This window comes from Solibacillus sp. FSL H8-0523 (assembly GCF_038051985.1).
Taxonomy (GTDB): domain Bacteria; phylum Bacillota; class Bacilli; order Bacillales_A; family Planococcaceae; genus Solibacillus.
This window is the reverse complement of the sequence record NZ_CP150291.1, coordinates 1,467,496-1,486,940: the sequence shown is the minus strand read 5'-3', so window position 1 is coordinate 1,486,940 and position 19,445 is coordinate 1,467,496. Positions and strand designations below refer to the sequence as shown.

At 40.2% G+C, this 19,445-nt stretch carries 18 protein-coding genes and 1 riboswitch; of the genes, 2 read left to right on the top strand and 16 right to left on the bottom strand.

What is annotated here, in order from left to right; genetic code table 11:
• Positions 1-125: 125 nt before the first annotated feature.
• The 4 genes from NSQ62_RS07090 to NSQ62_RS07075 all read right to left on the bottom strand — a co-directional run bounded on the left by NSQ62_RS07090 (position 126) and on the right by NSQ62_RS07075 (position 2,655).
• Positions 126-1,010 carry a dehydrogenase gene (locus NSQ62_RS07090; RefSeq protein ID WP_341323226.1) on the bottom strand — a complete coding sequence of 295 codons (885 nt, stop codon included), beginning with the start codon at positions 1,008-1,010 and terminating at the stop codon, positions 126-128.
• Positions 997-1,494: an RNA polymerase sigma factor gene (locus NSQ62_RS07085; RefSeq protein ID WP_341323225.1), complete on the bottom strand. Its 498-nt coding sequence runs from the start codon at positions 1,492-1,494 to the stop codon at positions 997-999. The genes NSQ62_RS07090 and NSQ62_RS07085 overlap by 14 nt, the downstream gene beginning before the upstream one ends.
• A gap of 163 nt (positions 1,495-1,657) precedes the next feature.
• Complete coding sequence (locus tag NSQ62_RS07080; protein ID WP_341323224.1) at positions 1,658-2,137, bottom strand: nucleoside 2-deoxyribosyltransferase; 480 nt, start codon at positions 2,135-2,137, stop codon at positions 1,658-1,660.
• A 14-nt stretch (positions 2,138-2,151) separates the two neighbouring features.
• Entirely contained in the window at positions 2,152-2,655 is a 504-nt protein-coding gene (locus NSQ62_RS07075; protein ID WP_341323223.1) for a DUF1648 domain-containing protein, read from the bottom strand.
• A 98-nt stretch (positions 2,656-2,753) separates the two neighbouring features.
• Here NSQ62_RS07075 and NSQ62_RS07070 point away from each other — a divergent pair, with 98 nt between their 5' ends.
• Complete coding sequence (locus NSQ62_RS07070; protein ID WP_341323222.1) at positions 2,754-3,392, top strand: VTT domain-containing protein; 639 nt, start codon at positions 2,754-2,756, stop codon at positions 3,390-3,392.
• A gap of 52 nt (positions 3,393-3,444) precedes the next feature.
• Here NSQ62_RS07070 and NSQ62_RS07065 read toward each other — a convergent pair whose 3' ends face one another.
• The 5 genes from NSQ62_RS07065 to NSQ62_RS07045 form a co-directional block, all read right to left on the bottom strand.
• Positions 3,445-3,927 carry a chemotaxis protein CheW gene (locus NSQ62_RS07065; RefSeq protein ID WP_341323221.1) on the bottom strand — a complete coding sequence of 161 codons (483 nt, stop codon included), beginning with the start codon at positions 3,925-3,927 and terminating at the stop codon, positions 3,445-3,447.
• An 11-nt stretch (positions 3,928-3,938) separates the two neighbouring features.
• The gene (locus NSQ62_RS07060) at positions 3,939-5,048 is read right to left on the bottom strand and encodes a M20/M25/M40 family metallo-hydrolase (protein ID WP_341323220.1); all 1,110 of its coding nucleotides are present in this window, start codon (positions 5,046-5,048) and stop codon (positions 3,939-3,941) included.
• 64 nt (positions 5,049-5,112) lie between these two features.
• Positions 5,113-6,093: a hypothetical protein gene (locus NSQ62_RS07055; protein ID WP_341323219.1), complete on the bottom strand. Its 981-nt coding sequence runs from the start codon at positions 6,091-6,093 to the stop codon at positions 5,113-5,115.
• 54 nt (positions 6,094-6,147) lie between these two features.
• Positions 6,148-6,840 (bottom strand): AIM24 family protein, encoded by a 693-nt coding sequence (locus tag NSQ62_RS07050; protein ID WP_341323218.1) that lies wholly within the window; start codon positions 6,838-6,840, stop codon positions 6,148-6,150.
• 53 nt (positions 6,841-6,893) lie between these two features.
• Positions 6,894-7,628, bottom strand: coding sequence for an AAA family ATPase (locus NSQ62_RS07045; RefSeq protein WP_341323217.1), 735 nt, complete (start codon positions 7,626-7,628; stop codon positions 6,894-6,896).
• 130 nt (positions 7,629-7,758) lie between these two features.
• On the opposite strand from NSQ62_RS07045, the gene NSQ62_RS07040 reads away from it, so the two are divergent.
• Positions 7,759-8,412 (top strand): MerR family transcriptional regulator, encoded by a 654-nt coding sequence (locus NSQ62_RS07040; protein WP_341323216.1) that lies wholly within the window; start codon positions 7,759-7,761, stop codon positions 8,410-8,412.
• Positions 8,413-8,559: 147 nt separating this feature from the next.
• On the opposite strand, the gene NSQ62_RS07035 is transcribed toward NSQ62_RS07040, so the two are convergent.
• From NSQ62_RS07035 to NSQ62_RS07005, 7 genes are all read right to left on the bottom strand, one after another.
• A complete protein-coding gene (locus NSQ62_RS07035) occupies positions 8,560-9,258 on the bottom strand; it encodes an ECF transporter S component (RefSeq protein WP_341323215.1) in 699 nt (232 codons plus the stop codon).
• A complete protein-coding gene (locus tag NSQ62_RS07030; protein ID WP_341323214.1) occupies positions 9,234-10,871 on the bottom strand; it encodes an energy-coupling factor transporter ATPase in 1,638 nt (545 codons plus the stop codon). The genes NSQ62_RS07035 and NSQ62_RS07030 overlap by 25 nt, the downstream gene beginning before the upstream one ends.
• Entirely contained in the window at positions 10,844-11,728 is an 885-nt protein-coding gene (locus tag NSQ62_RS07025) for an energy-coupling factor transporter transmembrane component T (protein WP_341323213.1), read from the bottom strand. The genes NSQ62_RS07030 and NSQ62_RS07025 overlap by 28 nt, the downstream gene beginning before the upstream one ends.
• The gene (locus NSQ62_RS07020; protein ID WP_341323212.1) at positions 11,725-12,591 is read right to left on the bottom strand and encodes a DUF4430 domain-containing protein; all 867 of its coding nucleotides are present in this window, start codon (positions 12,589-12,591) and stop codon (positions 11,725-11,727) included. Before NSQ62_RS07020 ends, NSQ62_RS07025 begins: the two co-directional genes overlap by 4 nt.
• A 4-nt stretch (positions 12,592-12,595) precedes the next feature.
• A complete protein-coding gene (locus NSQ62_RS07015) occupies positions 12,596-14,032 on the bottom strand; it encodes an S-layer homology domain-containing protein (protein ID WP_341323211.1) in 1,437 nt (478 codons plus the stop codon).
• Between the two features lie 61 nt (positions 14,033-14,093).
• Positions 14,094-18,032: a DUF4430 domain-containing protein gene (locus NSQ62_RS07010; protein WP_341323210.1), complete on the bottom strand. Its 3,939-nt coding sequence runs from the start codon at positions 18,030-18,032 to the stop codon at positions 14,094-14,096.
• 158 nt (positions 18,033-18,190) lie between these two features.
• Positions 18,191-18,389, bottom strand: a riboswitch (cobalamin riboswitch).
• 164 nt (positions 18,390-18,553) lie between these two features.
• Complete coding sequence (locus NSQ62_RS07005) at positions 18,554-19,354, bottom strand: UvrD-helicase domain-containing protein (protein WP_341323209.1); 801 nt, start codon at positions 19,352-19,354, stop codon at positions 18,554-18,556.
• Between the last annotated feature and the right edge of the window lie 91 nt (positions 19,355-19,445).

The following is a 19,445-nucleotide window of genomic DNA, read 5'->3' as shown; positions in this document are numbered from 1 at the left end:
AATTATTTGGAAATGAAGCTCCCATTGATTATTTATCAAACAATAGCACCTAGTCCATTCTACTAGGTGCTACTCTTGTTATGTTCTTAGTACTTATCGACAGTTACTGTTTAACTTACTTTCACCTATCCCCAAAAAAGAAACGCGATTACACTCAGCACGATTACAATAATTTTTAGTTTTTCAACACGAAGTATCGTCGGATTAGTCGTTCCGCGCTTAATTGGCCACCACATGATATAGCCGAGCAGTAAAATCAAAACGAAAATAAACGGTCGATACAATAAGCCGATATTAAGCGCATAGTAAAATACCGCAATCATTACGAGCACATAAATAGCCGTTGCCACATACAACGATTGATTATGGCGCGGTAATTCAATTTTTCTTCGACTATAAAATAAAGACACAGCACCGGTAACGACTAAAATCAACACCGGCAACAAAATAATTGGTAGTTTAACAAAATGCACATTACGTAAATCATAATAGACGGCCTGTGGCAATTGGTTGAAGCCTGGGTAAAACAGGTCTTGATCTACATCATATAAGTAATAGTCATCTAACTCAAACCGGCGCTGCTCCCCGTTTTCATAGACAACAATCAGTTGATAATCCGTATATTGCTTCGTTTGTGGATCAACGCTCGGTAGCTCATCAATGTTTTCAAATAAAAATAATAAGCTGTCTGTCGTCACATTTTCCATGCCGATATAATTGGTCGACGGCTTTGCACGGAAATCGTCACTTGATCCGCTACTTTTATAAGAATAAATCGCCTTGATCGAATCTGATGTCGCCTGATTCGTGTCATTTAACGAAGTAACAAGTAAAAAGCTCGCAAGGACAACAAATACCAGGACGAAGCTCCATTCACCTAAAGGGCTTCCTAACAGATTCCACGGTTTCTTCACGTTCTTTCCATCTAATTTTGCCCGAATTTCTTGTTGTAAGCGTTCATTTTCTGGATGGTTTTGTAGCTGTTTGAACTGATTATCAAGCTTCATCATACACACCCCCTAATAGTTGCTCCAGCTTTTTCATGGCACTGCGCTGTGTGTTGACCACTTTCAACGCAGTTAGCCCTAAAATCGTACATGTTTCTTCAATGGAACGTTCCTCAATTTTACGGTAAATGATGATTTCCCGTTGCAACGGCTTTAGCTGCTGCAGTGCTTCAAATAGTACTTTTCTTTGTTCTTGCTGTAGCAACCAATCCTCTGGTACATACGTCACCTCATGCTGTTCATGTGATGCGGTAAACGGTAGCCACTTGATCAGTGCTTTTTTGCGATAATAATCATACACAAGATTGCGTGCCACTTGCCTTACGTATACCGTGCTATTTGTAACACGCTCTAAATTTTTCGCTTTATAAATGCGGTAAAATGTTTCCTGCGTTAAATCCTCTGCTAGTTCCGCATGCCCGACCATGTATCGAATAAATACATATGTCGGCTGAAACTGCTCGCTATACAGCTTGTCAAAATCCATGTGTGCCACCTCTCTTACCCTATTAGACGAACGAGTGTGAAAAATATGTAAGTTTATTTAAAAATTATTTACTTCTGCCCTTTAACTTGACGAATATTTGGTCCAATTCCCCCACGTACCGCACAAAAAAAGCTGCATCCCCTAAGAAACGCAGCTCACCTTACTATTTACTTATCTTTAATACTGCTTCCACAACTTCCTCAACCGTCGAAGCAATCACACCATTTTGCTTAATTAACCCAACGACAAATAAATTGCGGTAAATAAACTGATTTTCCGTACCATCTGCGACAAGCGCATCAATTTTCTTCGCGTTTGTTCGGCCTTGCTGACGCACATCGCTAAATAGCGCCACGATCGGACGGTTTAGCATTGAAAACGAGCCGATTTCAGCGGCCACGCCCGAGTCAATTTCCACTCCGTCGATCACTGCAATCAGGACGTCACTTTCTTTTAAGCTAGCTAAGTCTGCCGCTGCAATCGCTAAACTATTTGCATAGGCATTTTTATCGTTAATCGCATCGTTTTCCTGTGGGACGTATAGTTCGATTTCAGGAATCGTCGCACGTAATTCGCGTGCCAGTAGTTCATTGACATAACGGTCCCCAATTGAAAATAATCCATTTGCTAAATAAGCTTTCATCTACAAACACCTCATCATTTAATCTTAAACGTTTTATAAATTTTGTAACCTAACACAACAAATAGCAGTGCTAAAATCGTGAAAAATGGCCAGCCGAGTGAGCTTTCGTGACCGAGTGCAATGGCAATCACCACATACACGCAATAGCTAAATAATACATTAATAATATTACGCATATAATTCAGCGTTTGCCGGCTATTCGTGTAAAACGCCGCCGCGTTCTGTTCATTAAAGCGCTCTGGGTAGTTATGCATTTTTGGAAAATTTCCAATGACTAGCATGAAAAAATGCATGCCAATTGCAATACCGGGAATAATAAGTAGCTCCCATTTCGAACCCCAGCGGTCTACTTCGCCATTTGCTCCAAAGTGCGCAGGGACTTGCTCTGGTAAGACACTCCAGTTAAACACAATCACAGCAAGCATTGTGGCGAGTGCCAAATAACCAATGACATCAAATACCCATTCGGATTTTGTTTTTGGAATACGTAATTTTGGTTTCGCTGTTTCATTTAACATCTGCATCACCTCCATTAACTGTTCTAAGACCTAAAACCAACATTATGATGACGGTTCCGCTATACTAAGACGTAATCGTAAGAAGAAAGGAATCGCCTATGCTACTCGACATCATTCAGTTTCTACGTGGAATCGATCAAGTGATTTTCTATTACATAGAAGAGCTCGGACTTTATATATACTTGCTATTATTTGCCGTAGTTTTTACTAAGACCGCCTTTGTTATTTTAACATTTTTACCAGGAGATAGCACCGTCTTTACAAGCGGTACACTGGCTGCACTTGGTAAAATTGATTTAGTCGTCTTATTTGTGCTCTTTATTGTTGCGACAACGTTAGCCGACAGTAACAATTATCTCATCGGGCGCTCGGTACGTAAAATCCCACCAAAGCGCAACCTTATAATGCGCGTTGTTTCTGAGGAGCAAGTACAAAAAGCGCAGCACTTTTTACAGCAATATGATAACGTTGCCATTACATTCTCACGCTTCGTGCCGATTATGCGAACGATGACACCATTCATTTCTGGCTATACTAATTTTTCATATAGCCGCTTTCTACGCTATAATTTCATCGGTGCTGTGCTATGGACAACCGTTTGGCTTGGGTCTGGCTTCATCTTAGGTAACGTGCCATGGGTAGAGGAAAATCTTGTATTAACACTTACAATCATTACCGCGCTCGTTATGCTACTCTCTGCCCTTGCCTACCTGAGGCAAATAAAAAAGGCCAACTAAAATACGGTAAAAAAAGAGCGTACAAGAAATTAATCTTGTGCGCTCTCTTCATTTAAGCCTTCGCTTCTTCGTTTTCCAGCATCTTGTGTAAGTAATTAATAATCTCACGGATGCCATCTAATGAATTGACTAAAATATGCGGATCCACACATGAAATCATGCGGTCCTCTAAATTGGCAACGGCTGTGAAGTACTTCGTTTTCTCGTAATTCACAAGACCCATTTGCTTTAACACGCCCTCTTCAAAATCCAGGATTTCGCGCGCATCGGCTACAAGTAATCCGTAGTTGACGATGTCTGTTGATAATACAATAACTTTTGACGTCTCCGTATGCGTTGGACGATTATATAAAACTTGACCAAAATCAATCACTGGTGTTAACTCGCCACGAATGCGAGTAAAGCCTAATAAGTAGTTAGGTAAATGTGGAATTGGTGTTACACGCTCTAATTTTTCGATTGATACGACCTGTTCTACCGGTACTGCGTATTCCTCTGTCCCACATAAAAAGACAACTGCTTTTTCAAAGCCCATAATTTCACCTCTTATTTAGTTGTTTCTACGATAATTTGCTCTAATAAATCTGCTAATTTTTCAAGCTCTTCTACTGGGATTCTTTCGTTTGTTGTATGGATTTCCTCGTAACCAACTGATAGGTTAACTGTTGGAATACCAAAGCCTGCGATGACGTTTGCATCACTACCCCCGCCTGAAATACCTAGCTGTGGTGTACGGCCAACTGCTTGTGCTGCTGCTTGTGCGATTCGAACGACTTGATCGTCTTCAGTTACACGGAAGCCTGGGTACGATAAGGCTACATCCACTTCTGCACGTGCACCGTGTTCTTTTGCCACACGCTCGAATGTTTCTTTCATATGCGCTGTTTGTGCATTTAATTTTGCTTCGTCGATTGAACGCGCTTCTGCGAAAATTGTTACTTCATCGCATACGATATTTGTTGCTTTCCCACCTTCAAAACGACCGATATTAGCTGTTGTTTCTTCATCTAAACGGCCAAGCTTTAACTGTGCTACGGCTTTCGCTGCCACTGTAATTGCTGAAATACCTTTTTCAGGCGCAACCCCAGCATGAGCAGTTTTACCGAATACTTTGACGTTTACTTTTGCTTGGAATGGTGCTGCTACGACGATACCGCCTACTTTACCATCACTATCTACCGCAAAACCGTATTTTGCGATAATGTGTTCAGGATTTAATTCCTTCGCACCGACTAGGCCACTTTCTTCACCAGCTGTAATGATGAACTGGATTGTCCCGTGGTTAATATTTTTTTCTTTAATACGGCGTGCCATTTCGAAAATTGCCGCCATCCCTGCTTTATCATCCGCACCTAAAATCGTTGTGCCGTCTGAATAAATATAGCCATCTTCACGAATTTCTGGTTTGATTCCGATACCTGGTACGACTGTATCCATGTGCACAGTGAAGTAAATTGGCTCGATTGTTTCGTCACCTTTTAATGTTGCGATGATGTTCCCTGCGCCGTGACCATTACGTGTATGTGCATCATCTTGGAATACGTCAAAACCCATATCCTCTAATTTTTGCACTAAAATCGGTGCAATGACTTCTTCATGTTTTGTTTCAGAATCAATTTGTACTAATTCTAAAAATTCTTCTACTAAGCGGCTCATTTAAAAGACTCCTTTGATTTGGTTCTACTAGAACTCATATAAATATACGCTCTATTTTACCCCTCTATTTTTCAAAAAACAATGCTGTTTCGTCGGAATTAAGAATGGCTGCGCGCTTTGCTAGCAATTCGGCTTCGGTTTTTAGCGTAACGGTTAATTTTTGCTGTAATTCACGTAATGTGTTCGATACATCATCTTGCACGCGCGAGATTTGGTTCATCGCCGTTGTAATTTTTGAATGGATTGACCAATCTGTGAAAATATTATCGAAGAAGAAATCGGTAAACTTCACAAAGCCGTCTGTATCGATTTCAATCGTATCCTGACGTAGGTCTTTCACATCTAACAGCTCATTCGTAAAGCGCTGCAATGCTATTTGTGCTGTGTGAATATAGCTATTTGTCGTTTCAAGCTTTTCGTGCTTCATCGCAGTTGCAACGAAGCCACCGCCTAAAAACGTATCCCATGTTGAATACGATTGTGCTTCATGTAAGGCATAGCCAGCATCAGTTAATGCACTTAGTGCAGCATTCCCGGCCTCGATGGCTTCTTGGATTTCTTTAACGAGCTGCTTACACAGCGTTTCTTGCTCGGCAAGCTCGGTTAATTTTTCTGCAAGCTGCGGCGCATTCTTGGCTAACCATAGTTGCTTTTCATCATTTAGCTTTTGTAGCTGCTGTTCAATATAAGGCTCGTTAATGGCATTTAATTTATGCACAATATCAATCTGATCATCTTGTAAATCTTCTAATGTAAGCTGTGCTTCAATTAGCTTGAGCTCCGTTACGGCTACTTGGTCTAAATTTTGCTCAATTAATTCGTCACGCTTGCCTGACCAGTTACGGAATAAGTTGATGAACGATGACTGTTCTAGTTTATTTAAGTCTTTACGCACCTGCTGCATGTCCAATTCGAAGCGCTCAATTTCACGCTCCGCATGCTGTATTAAACGCTCGACGGTTATTTGTTTTTTATGTAGCTTTTCGGCTTCAAGTAATTGTAGTTTATAGTTTTCTGTCGCTTGTTGTAATTGTTGCCATTGCATTCCAACGCCTCCTCATTCTTCTAGTTTATACCGAAAAATGGGAACTGTCTAAGCTTATTGTTCTGAAGACAAATACACTTCCTCAAACGGCTGAATAATGACAAAACCTTCCCCTGAAAACGCCATTTGAATCGATTCATTACTGCCGCGCCCAATGAGTGTACGCATCGTAATATCGGTTTTAAATTCAGGCGTTAAATTACCGCTCCAAGCAACTGTGGCATTAGGGTCAGTATAAACCGTCTCGCCTGGCTTCACAATTAATGTCAGTGGCTCAAAATGCGTTGTAATTGCCACCATACCACTCCCCTGTAGCTTCACATTAAACAGACCGCCTGACATAATCCCCGCCATTTTGCGCATTAATTTAATATCCCATTTAATGTTTTTTTCAAATGCAAGTAGGTCATTGCCATTCACGCACAGGCTATCCCCACCAAGCTCAAAGATCGTAATCTTCTTTCCTTGGTCCGCTAAATACAAACGCCCCTTGCCCTTTGCGCGCATGAGTGATGTACCCTCACCCGTTAATGCCTTTTTAAACATTTTGCCAATACCGTGCTCTAGCACACGCTCACGCTCGAATTTAATCGAACCTGTATACGCAATCATCGAACCCATTTTCGCCCATACTTCACCGTTTAAATTGACCTCTAATACACGCTCAGTTTCCAACTCAAAAAAGTCATTTTCCTGTTCGTCCTGTTTTGTCTTTTGAATAAATTGTGAAATTGAATATTTGCTCAAGTCAATCACGCTCCCTTTACATAGTTACGTATAAACTTCTCGAAAGATTCACCTTACTCCTCTTCCTCCGCAAATAAATCTGCCAGCATTTTCTCACGATGCTGTAAAAAATACGAGGTTACCTGTACATGCTCGGTTTCTTCGTATTTGATTTCTTCAACGCCCGTTTCATCAAACTGATAAATTCTTGCATCCGGGTAGCCAAGTAAAATCGGCGAGTGTGTGGCGATGATAAATTGTACATTGCCCTCACTTAGTAAATCATGTAACAACGTCAAAAACGCCAGCTGTCTTGTCGGGGAAAGGGCTGCTTCAGGCTCGTCGAGTAAATAAATCGCATTGCCGTTAAAGCGGTGTTGAAACAATGAGAAAAACGATTCACCGTGCGATTGATGATGCAGCGACTTTCCGCCGTATGCTCTATAGCCACTCAGATCGGTTTCATCAACATGTGACGCAAATTGATAAAACGTTTCCGCACGCAGGAAAAATCCATTCGTAACTTTCGGCCACCAGGCAAGCTTCACATAGTCACCGAGTGCTGCCTCGGATTTATGGACGTCATACGCTTTGTAGTTTTGCGTGCTACCCCCTGCTGGATTAAAGCCTATTTGATCCGCAATGGCTTCTAGTAGCGTCGATTTGCCCGTGCCATTCTCACCAACAAAAAATGTGATCGGTGTATCTAAATCAAGCTCATCTAAATAACGAACAAATGGAATCGAAAACGGATACGCACGAAAATCATGAATCATTTCTTTTTTAATGCGGGCTGATTTTAAAAACATATTGTGGACTCCTTTCAATAATACCTACTTATTTAAAAATACATGAAATAACGCTTCACACCTACGTTACTTTAGACGTATAATTGAAGTTACTACATACTAATTTTTTGACATCTAAGGAGTTTGAATCATGGCCGCAATTTATGCGACGAGTGCATTTGCCGAACAACTCGGCATTAGTAAAGCATCACTACAAAATTATATTACCCTTTTAGAAGAACATGGCTACGAGGTTCGCCGCAACAGCCGCATGCACCGACAATTTACAGAGCAAGATCTTGATCTATTACGTGCCTTTTTAACGCTTTATAAACAGCAGGGCTTAAAGCTTAAAGAAGCGGCACAAACCGTAACCGATCCAACATTTAAACCGTCGGAAATGGCGCAGTATGCCATCGTTCCGGCAACACCTCAAATATCACAATTCGAGGATTTATCAAATTCAATGCAGCTCCTTGCGACGCACGTTTACGGTATTGAGCAGCAAAATATGCAGCTCCTGACATTAATCGAAGAGCAGCGTACGCAAAATGAGCTCTTAATTGACCAAAACCATACGTTAAAACAACAGCTGAGCGGTATGATGCAGCATATTTTAGACCAGGCAAACGAGCCAAACGCCGCGCAAATGCGTCAGCTCGACCGTGTAGAACAACAAAACAGTGCTATTATGAGCGTATTAAATAAGCTAAATGTTTCGCAGCTAGACGCACCACCACCTGCCCCAAAGGAAGACTCTTCGAATACCCAAGCAAAGGGACTATTTGGCAAATTTTTTAAATAGCTTCGTTCTTCCTTCATTTTACTATAGTGAAGGTTTTAGCAAATGAACATTATTTTGAATTCATAAAAAAACACAAATCGCGCCGTCTAGTTGCGATTTGTGTTTTTGCTTATTCCAGCATCTTTAAAGAAAATTTGCCAACGACTGTTACTGCATCAGTCCATATTTCGTTTTAATTCGCTGTAATTTTTCAGTAATCGGTTTTGCTAGGACTAATAAAAAAATGACATTCGAAACGCAATATATAATCGTAAATGGTACAGCAGATGTCATCGCTAATATGTAAGCTTCCCATTCAAAAACACCGTATGTCGAAATCGCTCCCCATATATCCATACCGAACGAAAAGAAGATGCCTGCAAAGATTCCGAATAAGATGAGCGGAATTTTTTTATGCATCCACCCCGTTTTACCAAGCAATCCAGCAATAAAACCAATCATGCCCCAGGTGAACATTTGAAACGGTGTCCACGGTCCCTGTCCGAAAAACATATTGGAAACCAACGCAGATAATGCACCCGTTAGGAAACCTGCTTCTGCGCCAAGTGTAAAGCCTGTAATTGCCGTAATTGCTGACACTGGCTTAAATCCTGGTGTCGCAACAAATAAACAACGTCCCGCAACAGAAATGGCTGCCATGACGGCAATCGTTAACATTTCACGCGGCTGCGGCTTACGTCGTTCAAAGGAAACAAAAAATGGGATACATGCAAGCGCGATGATGCACAAAGAAATCATATAATATTTTCGATCTTCAAAAACCGTAATCCCTAAATATAAAGTAACCGGTATGAGAACAAAAAATACAAGAATGGACGTGATTAAACGAATTGTGCTTTTTTGCATTGTTTCACCACATCCTCACACGTAATGGCATGCTTCATCACATTACGTGAAATTCGATGCGCTGCTGTCGTATAAAAGCTATTGCCACTATAAAAAGCATTCGGTTCGTCTTCTGACACAAGATTCCCATCGAAGAATAATGCACAACGTGTACTATGCTGCGCTGAAAATTCAATATCATGTGTTACCATGACGATTGTCAATCCACCCTTTTGAAGCATTTTTAAATTTTGTGCAAGCTCTTCTTTCGCATGGGCATCAATGCCTTTTGTTGGTTCATCAAGCAGTAAGATTTGCGGCTCTAGCAGTAAAATTTTTGCCAATGCAAGTTTTTGCTGTTCTCCCCCACTTAAATCATACGGATGACGCTGTAGCTTATCTTCTAAGTGAAATAGTTGCACAAGTTCCGTGAGTTTTTCCTGCTTACCTTGCACGACTTCTAATTCTTTTTGAGCCGTTTTTTCTGTAAATAAAATTTTCGGATCTTGCGGTAAATAGGCCAGTATATTTCGGTACAACTCATCATTACGATAGCTTTTTAGTTTCTTCCCATTGATAAAAACTTCCCCACGATACGGTTTTTCGAGACCTGCCAGCACGTTTAATGCTGTTGACTTTCCTGAGCCATTTCCTCCGATAATGGTGAAAAAATCATTTGTGCGAACGTTAATATTAAAATTGCGTAATATATCGGCATCATTTTTGTCATAGCGGAATGTTATCTCCTTCGCCTGCAGGACAATTGATTGCTCAGATTGGACAGGTTGCTGTAGATGAGGTGCCTCTTGTATGGACTGTTTCGCTAACCATTTTTGGCCTTCTCGAATCGTAATAGGGACGACCCCATCACTATGAAGTGCAGCAAAAATCTTCGTTGCTGTCGGAAGCGCTTGAATCATCGGATGTTGTTTATGTAAGCCATTTAAAACTTGCTTTGGTTCACCATCATATAAAATTTCACCTCGGTCCATGACAACGACACGGTCTGAAATGGGCAACACTTCTTCTAAGCGGTGCTCGATACAAATAATTGTTATGCCCAGCTCTTCATTCAAGCGATGAAGTGTATGAATAAACTCCATCGCAGCAATGGGATCAAGCTGGGAAGTGGGTTCATCTAGTAATAATACTTTGGGCTGCATCACTAAAATGGAGGCTAAATTTAACAGCTGTTTTTGACCACCAGATAGCACCGTTGTTTTTTCTCGAAACCATTTATGAATGCCAAAAAAGTTTGCCATTTCTGCTACTCTACGACGAATTGTAACTTGATCAACGCCTATATTTTCTAAACCAAAAGCCAATTCATGCCATACTTTATCCGTCACAATTTGATTTTCTGGGTTTTGCATGACGAAGCCTATGTCGGTTGCGGCTGTATAGTCATCTAATTCCCTTAAATTTGTCCCATTATAATAAATAGCCCCTTGCTTTTCACCATGAGGCTGTAGCTCTTTTTTTAAATGCTTTAATAATGTACTTTTCCCACAACCCGATTGCCCAATTAAAGTAATGAATTCACCTTGCTCGATATCAAGCTGAATGTTTTTTAAAACGGATTTTGATTCATGTGGATAGGTAAAACTTACATTTTCGATTTTAATGATTGCCATTTTAATGCCTCCTTCAATTCAATTGCAAGTGGTAGCATCAGGAGCATAAAATACATGCCATACATGACGAACGATTGCCACTCCCCACTGATGACTGAAAACGTTGGATAATAATAAAAGGTAGCGTACCCTAATACACTACCGACTAGCGTTACGCTAAGTAATACACAAATAATCGCGAGTACCCAGCTATCGCGGCGTTCAAATACGAACAATGAAAATGTGGAACGCTTCCCAACACCATAGCCTCTAGCTTTCATTGAATCCGCCGTTTCTATCGCATTTTCGAGTGCCCACGTTATTAAAATCGAAATGATGCGCATTACACTTTTCGAGCGCTGAACAATACTCCCGGTTGAATAATCCATGCCCATCGTTTTTTGAGCCTTCGCAATTCGACTCAGCTGCTCAGTAAAATGTGGCACTAAACGCATAGTAATGGATAATGTAAGTGCTAAAACGGGAGAAATTTTTCCGAACAAATATAAAAACTTATCCGACGTTATGACTTCGTTATAACTACTAAACCAAAGCATAACAGCTGTTAACATCGTTGCCATCGCTAGCCCATAACAAATGGCTTCGACTGTAATTGCATTGCCATTCATATAAAACAGTACTATTTTTCCGTTATGACTAATGAGTGGATTGATGATAGCCATAATCAAAAATAAAGGCACATAAAGTTTCCAATCTTTTAAAAATCGTCCTCGGCGAAGCGCAAAATTCAAACTCATCGCCGAGAAAATTGTAATGGCTAAAAATACCGGATGCATTAAAAACATACCCATCCCGATTGCGGCAACGAAAAATGTAAAAAGGACGATGGGATGATACGTTTCGAAACTATTGATCATCTACCATCAGCTCCTAAATCACGTCCAAGGTCAACGGTGTAATGCCACTCAATTTGATCCCCGTCTTTTAGCACATACTGACTGCAGCCGTAGCTTGGGTAGACACCATTCACTCTGTACATCCAGCCGCTTAACGGGCCTGCACTAAATTCGTAAATATGATTGATGCCCTCGATGTAAACATTATTGTAGACATTTTCATTTGCCCCTTCATACTCGAGATGGATTTTATGCTCCTTCACTGCACGTTGTAACACAGTCCAAACCGTGTCTTTGTCTGACAATAATTCATATTTTTTTGAAGATAAAATCGTCCCATTTGCTGGAACGTATTGTTCACTTTGTAAAGCAGGGTCGAGCTTGTCCAAATTTTTTAATAGCGTATTCGCATGAATGGAAATCGTAACGTAGCTTTTTGGCTGTTCCACAACGGGTTGCTTTTGTTCGACTTGTGTAGAATCAGGCTTTTTATTTGGAGCAACAGCTGTTGTAGATTGTTGTTTTTCAACGGGCTTCGTTTCTGCTGGCTTTGATTCCGTTTGTTGCGCTGGTTGTTTTTGCTCTTGCTCTTGCTCTTGCTTTTGTTCAGGCTGTTGCGGAATTTCCGTATTTTCTACTTTTTCTTTTTCTTTCTCTTCAACTGGAGCTAATTGTTCGTTAATTTCTTGGGTTTGCTTTTCTACTTTTTTTTGTTCAACAATTTCCGGTTCTTCAACTGTCACTAGCTGTTTTTCAAGCTGTTCATTTTCTATACTTCGCTGCTCTTCTTCCATTTGCTCATATTGTTCAACCGTTTGAAAATTACAAGCGGATAAAATCAGTGTCAAAAGCAGTATGAGCATGGCTGTTGTTTTTTTCATCATTTGCTCACTCCATTACTTTTAAAAAATTAATGAGCATTTTTGTAGCTTCTGCACGTGTCGTTGGTTGATTCGGGTTGAAGTTGCCATTTGATCCTTGCGCGATTTCATGTTGTGCCAAAAATGTTAATGCTACTTGCTGCTCTTCACCTAAATTGACTGTATCTTTATAAAAGACGTACTTTTCCGGGCTAAATGGTGCCTGTTGTTGGTTATACGTACGTAGTAACATCAGCGCTAGCTGAATGCGTGTCACTTTATCATTTGGATTAAAAACCCCATTATTGTATTTAATAATGCCTGCTTCATACGCTGCGGCGATTTCATTTTTCATGGTAAGCGGCATGTTTCCTAAATCTAGATATGGCGCTGCTTGGTGAGAATTAAATTTCATCGCGCGCACTAAAATGACGGCTGACTGGGAACGCGTTAAATGATTATTTGGGCGGAATGTGCCATCTTCAAAGCCATTAATGAGCCCTAAACGATACGATTGTTCGATATAGTCCTTTGCCCAACTTGTTGCGGTATCTCGAAAGCTACTGCGTGTGTCCTGCATGTCATAAAGTGAGGATTGACCATTTAAAAATCGATGATAAGCAGCTAATGCATAACTCGCTTGCTCGGTTGCCATTCCGTTTGAAGCGGTTTCTTCATGTACATGCTTAAATCCACCATCAGCTTCGTTATAAAAATCAAGTAAGCGCTCGATCTGTTTGTCGTTCTGAGAGTTAATGCCGATACTCGATAGCGCAGTGACGATTTGTGCTACTGTTTCTGAACTGTTGTAGCCAATTTTTGATTGCTGTTTCATGAAGCTTTGTGCATGTTGAATCGTTAAAGCCACATGTTCTCGCTCTTTATACGGAGCTAATGCTTGAATGGCCATCGCGGTAATATCTAAATCTGCAGCATCGCCAGACAATGCAAATCCTCCGTTTTCTAGCTGACTTTCTACAATTGCTTGGATGTACTTATCACGTACGGTTGCCTCATACCCCCATGAATCCAATGCAATTAATGCAAAAATCGGACCATTCATTCCTTGCCAAACGACTTGATCAAAATTTTGTAGCTTTTCGACTAAATTATATCCGCCGACATTTGTGGCATCCTTGCCGATTGCAGATAATGCCAAAATGACACGCGCGTATTCTGTATATTTATATTTGTGTAAATTTCCTTGCTTTTCCTGTATTTGCTGCTGCAAGTTTTGATAGTACGTATCGAAATACGTGGCAGGTACATTGGCCTCGCCTCTTGCCAAAGCAATTATCACCCATTCATCACCATATGTTGGGTTCGGTACGCGCTCTAGCATATAGTGACTTGATGTGTTGTAAGCCTCTTGTGCGGTTGTTTCTGCATATGCTTGTATCGATAAAGGTAAAATTAATACAATAGCAAGTACAAATGAACCGACTATTTTTATGATATTTTTCATCGTTGTTTCCCTCCAAAGAATATGGCAAAAATCCACCATAAATTATGGTGGATTTTCATCCTTACATTAACCCAGCTTTATTTAGTGTACGTTTAAAGATTTTCGCCATCTCTGCACGTGACAAGTGACCTTTTGGATCGAATGTTCCATCTGATTTTCCTGTCATAATATCGTACTCCGCAAGTAATGCAATAGCTGCTGCATAAACGCTACTAATCGCTTCATCGTCTGAGTAACTTACAGTTGAAGAGGTATTTGCTTTCATACCCATGTACTCAAACACACGTGCCATAAATGCCGCTGACTGCTCACGAGTAATTTTTGCTGTCGGATCGAATGTTGTGTCAGATGTACCGGTTGTAATGCCTGCTTCAAATAAAGCTTGCACATCTTTCTCATATTCCTTACCAACCGTATCAGTAAATGGATTGTTTTCAGATGTTTGTAAGCCTAACGCACGTGCAATCATCATCGCAAATTGTCCACGTGTAAGCGCGCTATTTGGCATAAATGCCCCGTCCGCTCCTAAAACAACATGACGGTTTGCTAAGAATTCGATTTCTTCTTTACTAAATAAATTGTCGATATCGCTAAATGATACTTGCTCATTGCTAACGATGAATGTTCCACTTGTTTTTGTTAAAATCGTTACAACACCATCAACAACTGTATGTGGTACTGCACGATATTGACCATCTACTAATTGTAGAACGACAAGATTCGAATCTTTTGTTTCTAGTGTTAGTGTTACTTTTACATAATTTTTACCTGTATTTACTGCAGTTGTTGTTCCATCTTCTGCAACAATATTCAAGTTTACTTCAATCTTTTCAGTAGTATTTTGTACAGCTACAACTAACTTTTCATCGTCTTTTAGTTGTAAGCCAGCTGTTGGAACACTCACTTCAATACCTGATTTGTCTTTTACAACAATTTGTTCTTTATCTTTTAATTGCTCTGCTGTCACTTCATTTAAGGTTGCTTCAGTTGGCTTTTCTTCCACTTTTTCAGGCTCTTTCGGCGTTTCTGTTGCTACACCACCACCAACTGATGGTGAACCAACGTCTTCCCCTAAATCCGTTGTGTAAACCCAATTTACGACATCATCCTTTTCCAACACATATTGATTAGCTGAAACAGAAGGATACGCGCCGTTTACACTATACATCCAACCACTTAATTTACCGCGGTCAAATTCATTGATACCTGCAATGCCCACTACATACATACCCATCGATGTTTCTCGGGCATTTAGTGCAATGTTTTTTGCTTGTGTCACACGTTTTAATAAATCAAACGCGGTTTCATCGGCATTGATGTCAAATTGTTCACTTGGCAGTACTACTTCTGATGATGAAATAGCAATTGACATCGTTACTTTATCTGTAGTCGGTGTTGGTGCTGGCTGCTCAGGTGAAGTTGTGCCCCCGCCTGTATTTTCTCCTGGCTCTGTTGGCGTTGGTGCTTGTGTACCTTCATTTAATGTTGAGAATGTTGATTTATTGTTCAATGCATCGAATAAAGCAACATACACTTGTTCAACTGCCATTAAGCTAGATTTATTTTGGCTAGATAAGAATCGTACGCCACCATCTTCAAAAATATAATTTTCTACTAAATGTCCGACGATATTAATGTGTTTCCCATCTTTTACATAAGTCCATTTTTCAGAAAATACATCTTCGCCAGCTGATGCAAGTCCTGAAATCATTGCGGCCATTGTGTTGGCATTATTCGTAAAGCCTTTTTCTTGATAGTTTTTGTGTAAAGCGGCAACTGCTTTGTCGATAGCTGCTTTTACTTCAGGCTGGTCTTTATATGGTGCTAAGGCGAATAGTGCCCAGCCTGTGATGTCAATACCACCAGACCAAAAGCCTGTCGTGCTATTTTGTAAATTTAAAATCGCTTTTATATGCTGTTGGCGATCATAGTCCGCTTTTACTAAATCAAGTGCAATCAATGCTAATGGTTCACTATAAATTGTTGCCATTAAATGCGTTGCTTCGTTTTGACCTGCTAGTAAATCGGCAACTTGGTTACGGCCCTTTAAGTTAGTTGGGTCTAAACCTAATGCAGTTGCTGCAATAATAGAGCCTAATTTTTGGTCAGCTGTTTTTAATGGCTCTTCTAAATTCGTTTTCCAAAACGTTCCTTCAGCTGTTGGTGCCGTTGTCCATGGATAATTCGTTACATTCACACCTGCTGCTTTTAATGCTGCTAACATCCAAAAGCCGCTACTTGATTCGTTCACACGTTTTGATACTAATTCGTTGTTTGTTGTTAAATATTGATTTCCTAATGCTAATGCATCTTGTGCTAATTTACGATTGTCCTGACTTACTTCTAAAACCTCTAAAGTTTTGTATGTGCGTAAGATACGTGGGAAGGATTCTAATACTTTGTCTTTTCCACTTGCATCTTTAATCGTACCTGGTAAATCTTTTGTAAAGCGAAGTTCAAATGTACCTGGAACGACGTCTTCAGCTGGAATAACTGCTTTTCCGTAAACGACTGTTTCATCATCAATCGTCTCTTCATGCTTGACCGTTTTGTACACTTTGCCGTTGTACTCAATCGATACATCCTCTAAGGCAACTGCATGAGGACCCGATTTTTTTTCGAACATGTAATCGATTGTATTATAGTTACCTGTCACTTTAATCGTCACATCTTGCCCAGCTTGTACCGTTTGTGACATTTCGATAATCGGATTAAACGTAATGACGTCCACTGTGTCTGCACCAGAATACATATATGTGACGCCATTATAATCATAATTTTCTCTTACAGAAAATGAGTTGATGAATTCCCAAACAATTTCATCACCGTCTTTTAATACATAACCATTTCCATAGACATCCGGATAGACGCCATTTACTTTGTACATCCAGCCACTACCATCACCAAGCGCTCGTTCGCCATCATTGTTAATCGATTTGAAATAGCCTGTAGAAGTGCTGTAATCTGTTGGAATCTTATTTGCTTCTAATACTTGTAAGGTCGCACCTGCTGCCGTAACTTCTCCGTCACCATGAGCCACAAAGTTTTTTACGTTTAATGTTGTATCTTTAATACCCTCAACACGAACATTTACTGTTACCGTTACAGCATTCAGTGTTTTAAAAGTATTTTCTTTTTCAATTAGCTCATTACTATTTGTAACAAGTGCTTGTTGCTCTGCTGTTAGTGCATCAAATGCTGCACGTGCTGCTTTTAAAGCCAGCTTGTTTGTTTCACTCAGTTCTTCAATTGTAGGTAATGCCTCGATTAATCGAACAGTTTCTGCTACGGCATCTTTCACTTCAATTGTTACTTCTGCTTGTTGCGCACTTGTTAATGTAGGCGCTAGCGCTTTAATTGTGTACGTACCTGGGTTTGCTTGAATTTTAAGTGTCACTTTTTCATTGCTGTATCTGATAACACTTTGTAAGGTTACTTCTGCTGGTACTTCCCAGTTTTCTAAAGCGGTAACCAGCTCTCTAGCTGAAAAATGATCACCAACTAAATTTAGTGTTACTGCTTGCTGTCCGTTGCTCTCAGTTGTTACAGCCGATAATACAGGATATTTGCTGTAATACACCTTTAGCACATCATTTGCTGCTAATGGATAAGCGCCTAAGCCTACAGATGGTGCTTGTCCATTCACCGTATACATCCAGCCATCCCAGCCATTAAACTTACCTGCAGCTAAGCCCTCAATGGATTTAATGTATGGACCATAGTCGCCATCAAGTACTTCATAAGCAATTTTAGCGTTGTCTAGTACTTGCTTCACTGCATCGATTGCCTTAGTACCCTCTGCTATGTTCGTTGTTGTTGATTCGACTATTTTTTTATCAAGTCCGTCAATTTCAACTTGTACTGCCAGTAAATTCTCTGTTTGCTCAGCAGTTGTATTGAGTTCTTCTGCATTTGCTATCGTCGCTGTTGCTGGTGTTAGCAACGTCAGCATTAGCACTGCGGTTAAAGCGATATTCAACCACTTTTTCCAAAATCCCACTTGAAAATCCCCCTAAAAAATTTTTATGAATAAGTTGCGATTAACCCATACAACAAAAAAACCATTTCTCGAAGTTGAGAAATGGCGGAAAACAGAAAAAAAGATATACACATACCTGTTCATCTATTTGCCGTACATTCTCCTTATTCCGAAGAGAGTTAATACGATCAGACAAAGGTAGGTCTCCTGGCTCGTGTATCCTGTGCAAGCCTTCCCATCTAATTGAGGCATTTTTCCTCGTTCGACAGTGGCATCATTTGCACATTCTTTCACACTTACAGTTGCGGAAACAGCTTCGGTATTGCACCGAATTCCCTATTAAGCTCAATTTCGAGCACCTTAATCCTGCAATTCATATTCATTTACGTAACAGTGTAACATAAAAATATTTCTGTACTAGGAAAATATTAAAATTCTAGACGAATTATTGTTTTACTAGCATTTATTTGTATTTTCAATTAATATTACCGCTGTTTTTTTCTCTGATACTTGGTGTAGTTAACTAACATTACACGAGGTCGTTATGGGCTCTTTTTATCTTGTCTTGAAATATAGTCACCAAACACCTTATTCGGAGACAAAATAAAAATACGTTCAGGACGCAACGTATCGCGGAATTTGTATAAAAAGTAAGCGATTCTGTGCAGCGCCACCGCGGTTTTACCAGATCCAGCAACCCCTTGAATAACCAATGTATGCGCTGCTTCATGACGCACAATTTGGTTTTGCTCGCGCTGAATCGATGTAACAATGGTTTTCATTTTTTCCGTGGACTGCTTGTTTAAGGTTTGCTGCAATACTTCATCTTGAATCGTCAGTGAGCTTTCCAGTGCGTACTGCAATTGTCCGCTTTCAATTTTAATCTGGCGCTTGCCCGTTATTTCTCCGTCAAAACGCTTGTCCATCGCCTCATAATAAGCCTCGCCCAACTCAAATTCGTAATACATATTACAAACCGGTGCGCGCCAATCATAGATCAGTGTCGTCCCGTCTGGCTCACGGAACCCAAAACGCCCAACGTAAAAGCGCTCTGCTTCGCCATCACCTACGTACTGAAAATCAAAATTTCCAAAGTACGGTGAATCGATTAACTTTTTCACCTGTTCGCGCTCCATCACTTGACGAAAGCCCTGTTTATCAATCATGCTAAGCGTTTGCTGGTAATCGTAAACTTCAAATTTATCGAGCTCGGCCTTGTAATCGATCATATATTCTTGTAAATCCTTATAGTTTGCGTCTTTTTCGGTAATATTAGCGGTTAAACGCTCATATACCGCGCGTAAACTGGTAATTGTATGGGTTAAATAGCTTTGTTCGTTCATGTCGTTACCTCCTAAAAATAGTAGTGTAACAAATGAAATCTGGCTGGTGTATAAGTGGAGGGTTAGTGATTTTGCACGTACGTCTCATTTC

Bases quoted from the DNA above. Each gene is read 5' to 3' on its own strand.
- NSQ62_RS07060 (WP_341323220.1), bottom strand. From the start codon at position 5,048: ATGAGCCGCTTAGTAGAAGAATTTTTAGAATTAGTACAAATTGATTCT.
- NSQ62_RS07085 (WP_341323225.1), bottom strand. From the start codon at position 1,494: ATGGATTTTGACAAGCTGTATAGCGAGCAGTTTCAGCCGACATATGTA.
- NSQ62_RS07005 (WP_341323209.1), bottom strand. From the start codon at position 19,354: ATGAACGAACAAAGCTATTTAACCCATACAATTACCAGTTTACGCGCG.
- NSQ62_RS07065 (WP_341323221.1), bottom strand. From the start codon at position 3,927: ATGGGCTTTGAAAAAGCAGTTGTCTTTTTATGTGGGACAGAGGAATAC.
- NSQ62_RS07055 (WP_341323219.1), bottom strand. From the start codon at position 6,093: ATGCAATGGCAACAATTACAACAAGCGACAGAAAACTATAAACTACAA.
- NSQ62_RS07080 (WP_341323224.1), bottom strand. From the start codon at position 2,137: ATGAAAGCTTATTTAGCAAATGGATTATTTTCAATTGGGGACCGTTAT.
- NSQ62_RS07045 (WP_341323217.1), bottom strand. From the start codon at position 7,628: ATGTTTTTAAAATCAGCCCGCATTAAAAAAGAAATGATTCATGATTTT.
- NSQ62_RS07015 (WP_341323211.1), bottom strand. From the start codon at position 14,032: ATGAAAAATATCATAAAAATAGTCGGTTCATTTGTACTTGCTATTGTA.
- NSQ62_RS07040 (WP_341323216.1), top strand. From the start codon at position 7,759: ATGGCCGCAATTTATGCGACGAGTGCATTTGCCGAACAACTCGGCATT.
- NSQ62_RS07020 (WP_341323212.1), bottom strand. From the start codon at position 12,591: ATGATGAAAAAAACAACAGCCATGCTCATACTGCTTTTGACACTGATT.
- NSQ62_RS07075 (WP_341323223.1), bottom strand. From the start codon at position 2,655: ATGTTAAATGAAACAGCGAAACCAAAATTACGTATTCCAAAAACAAAA.
- NSQ62_RS07030 (WP_341323214.1), bottom strand. From the start codon at position 10,871: ATGGCAATCATTAAAATCGAAAATGTAAGTTTTACCTATCCACATGAA.
- NSQ62_RS07070 (WP_341323222.1), top strand. From the start codon at position 2,754: ATGCTACTCGACATCATTCAGTTTCTACGTGGAATCGATCAAGTGATT.
- NSQ62_RS07090 (WP_341323226.1), bottom strand. From the start codon at position 1,010: ATGATGAAGCTTGATAATCAGTTCAAACAGCTACAAAACCATCCAGAA.
- NSQ62_RS07025 (WP_341323213.1), bottom strand. From the start codon at position 11,728: ATGATCAATAGTTTCGAAACGTATCATCCCATCGTCCTTTTTACATTT.
- NSQ62_RS07035 (WP_341323215.1), bottom strand. From the start codon at position 9,258: ATGCAAAAAAGCACAATTCGTTTAATCACGTCCATTCTTGTATTTTTT.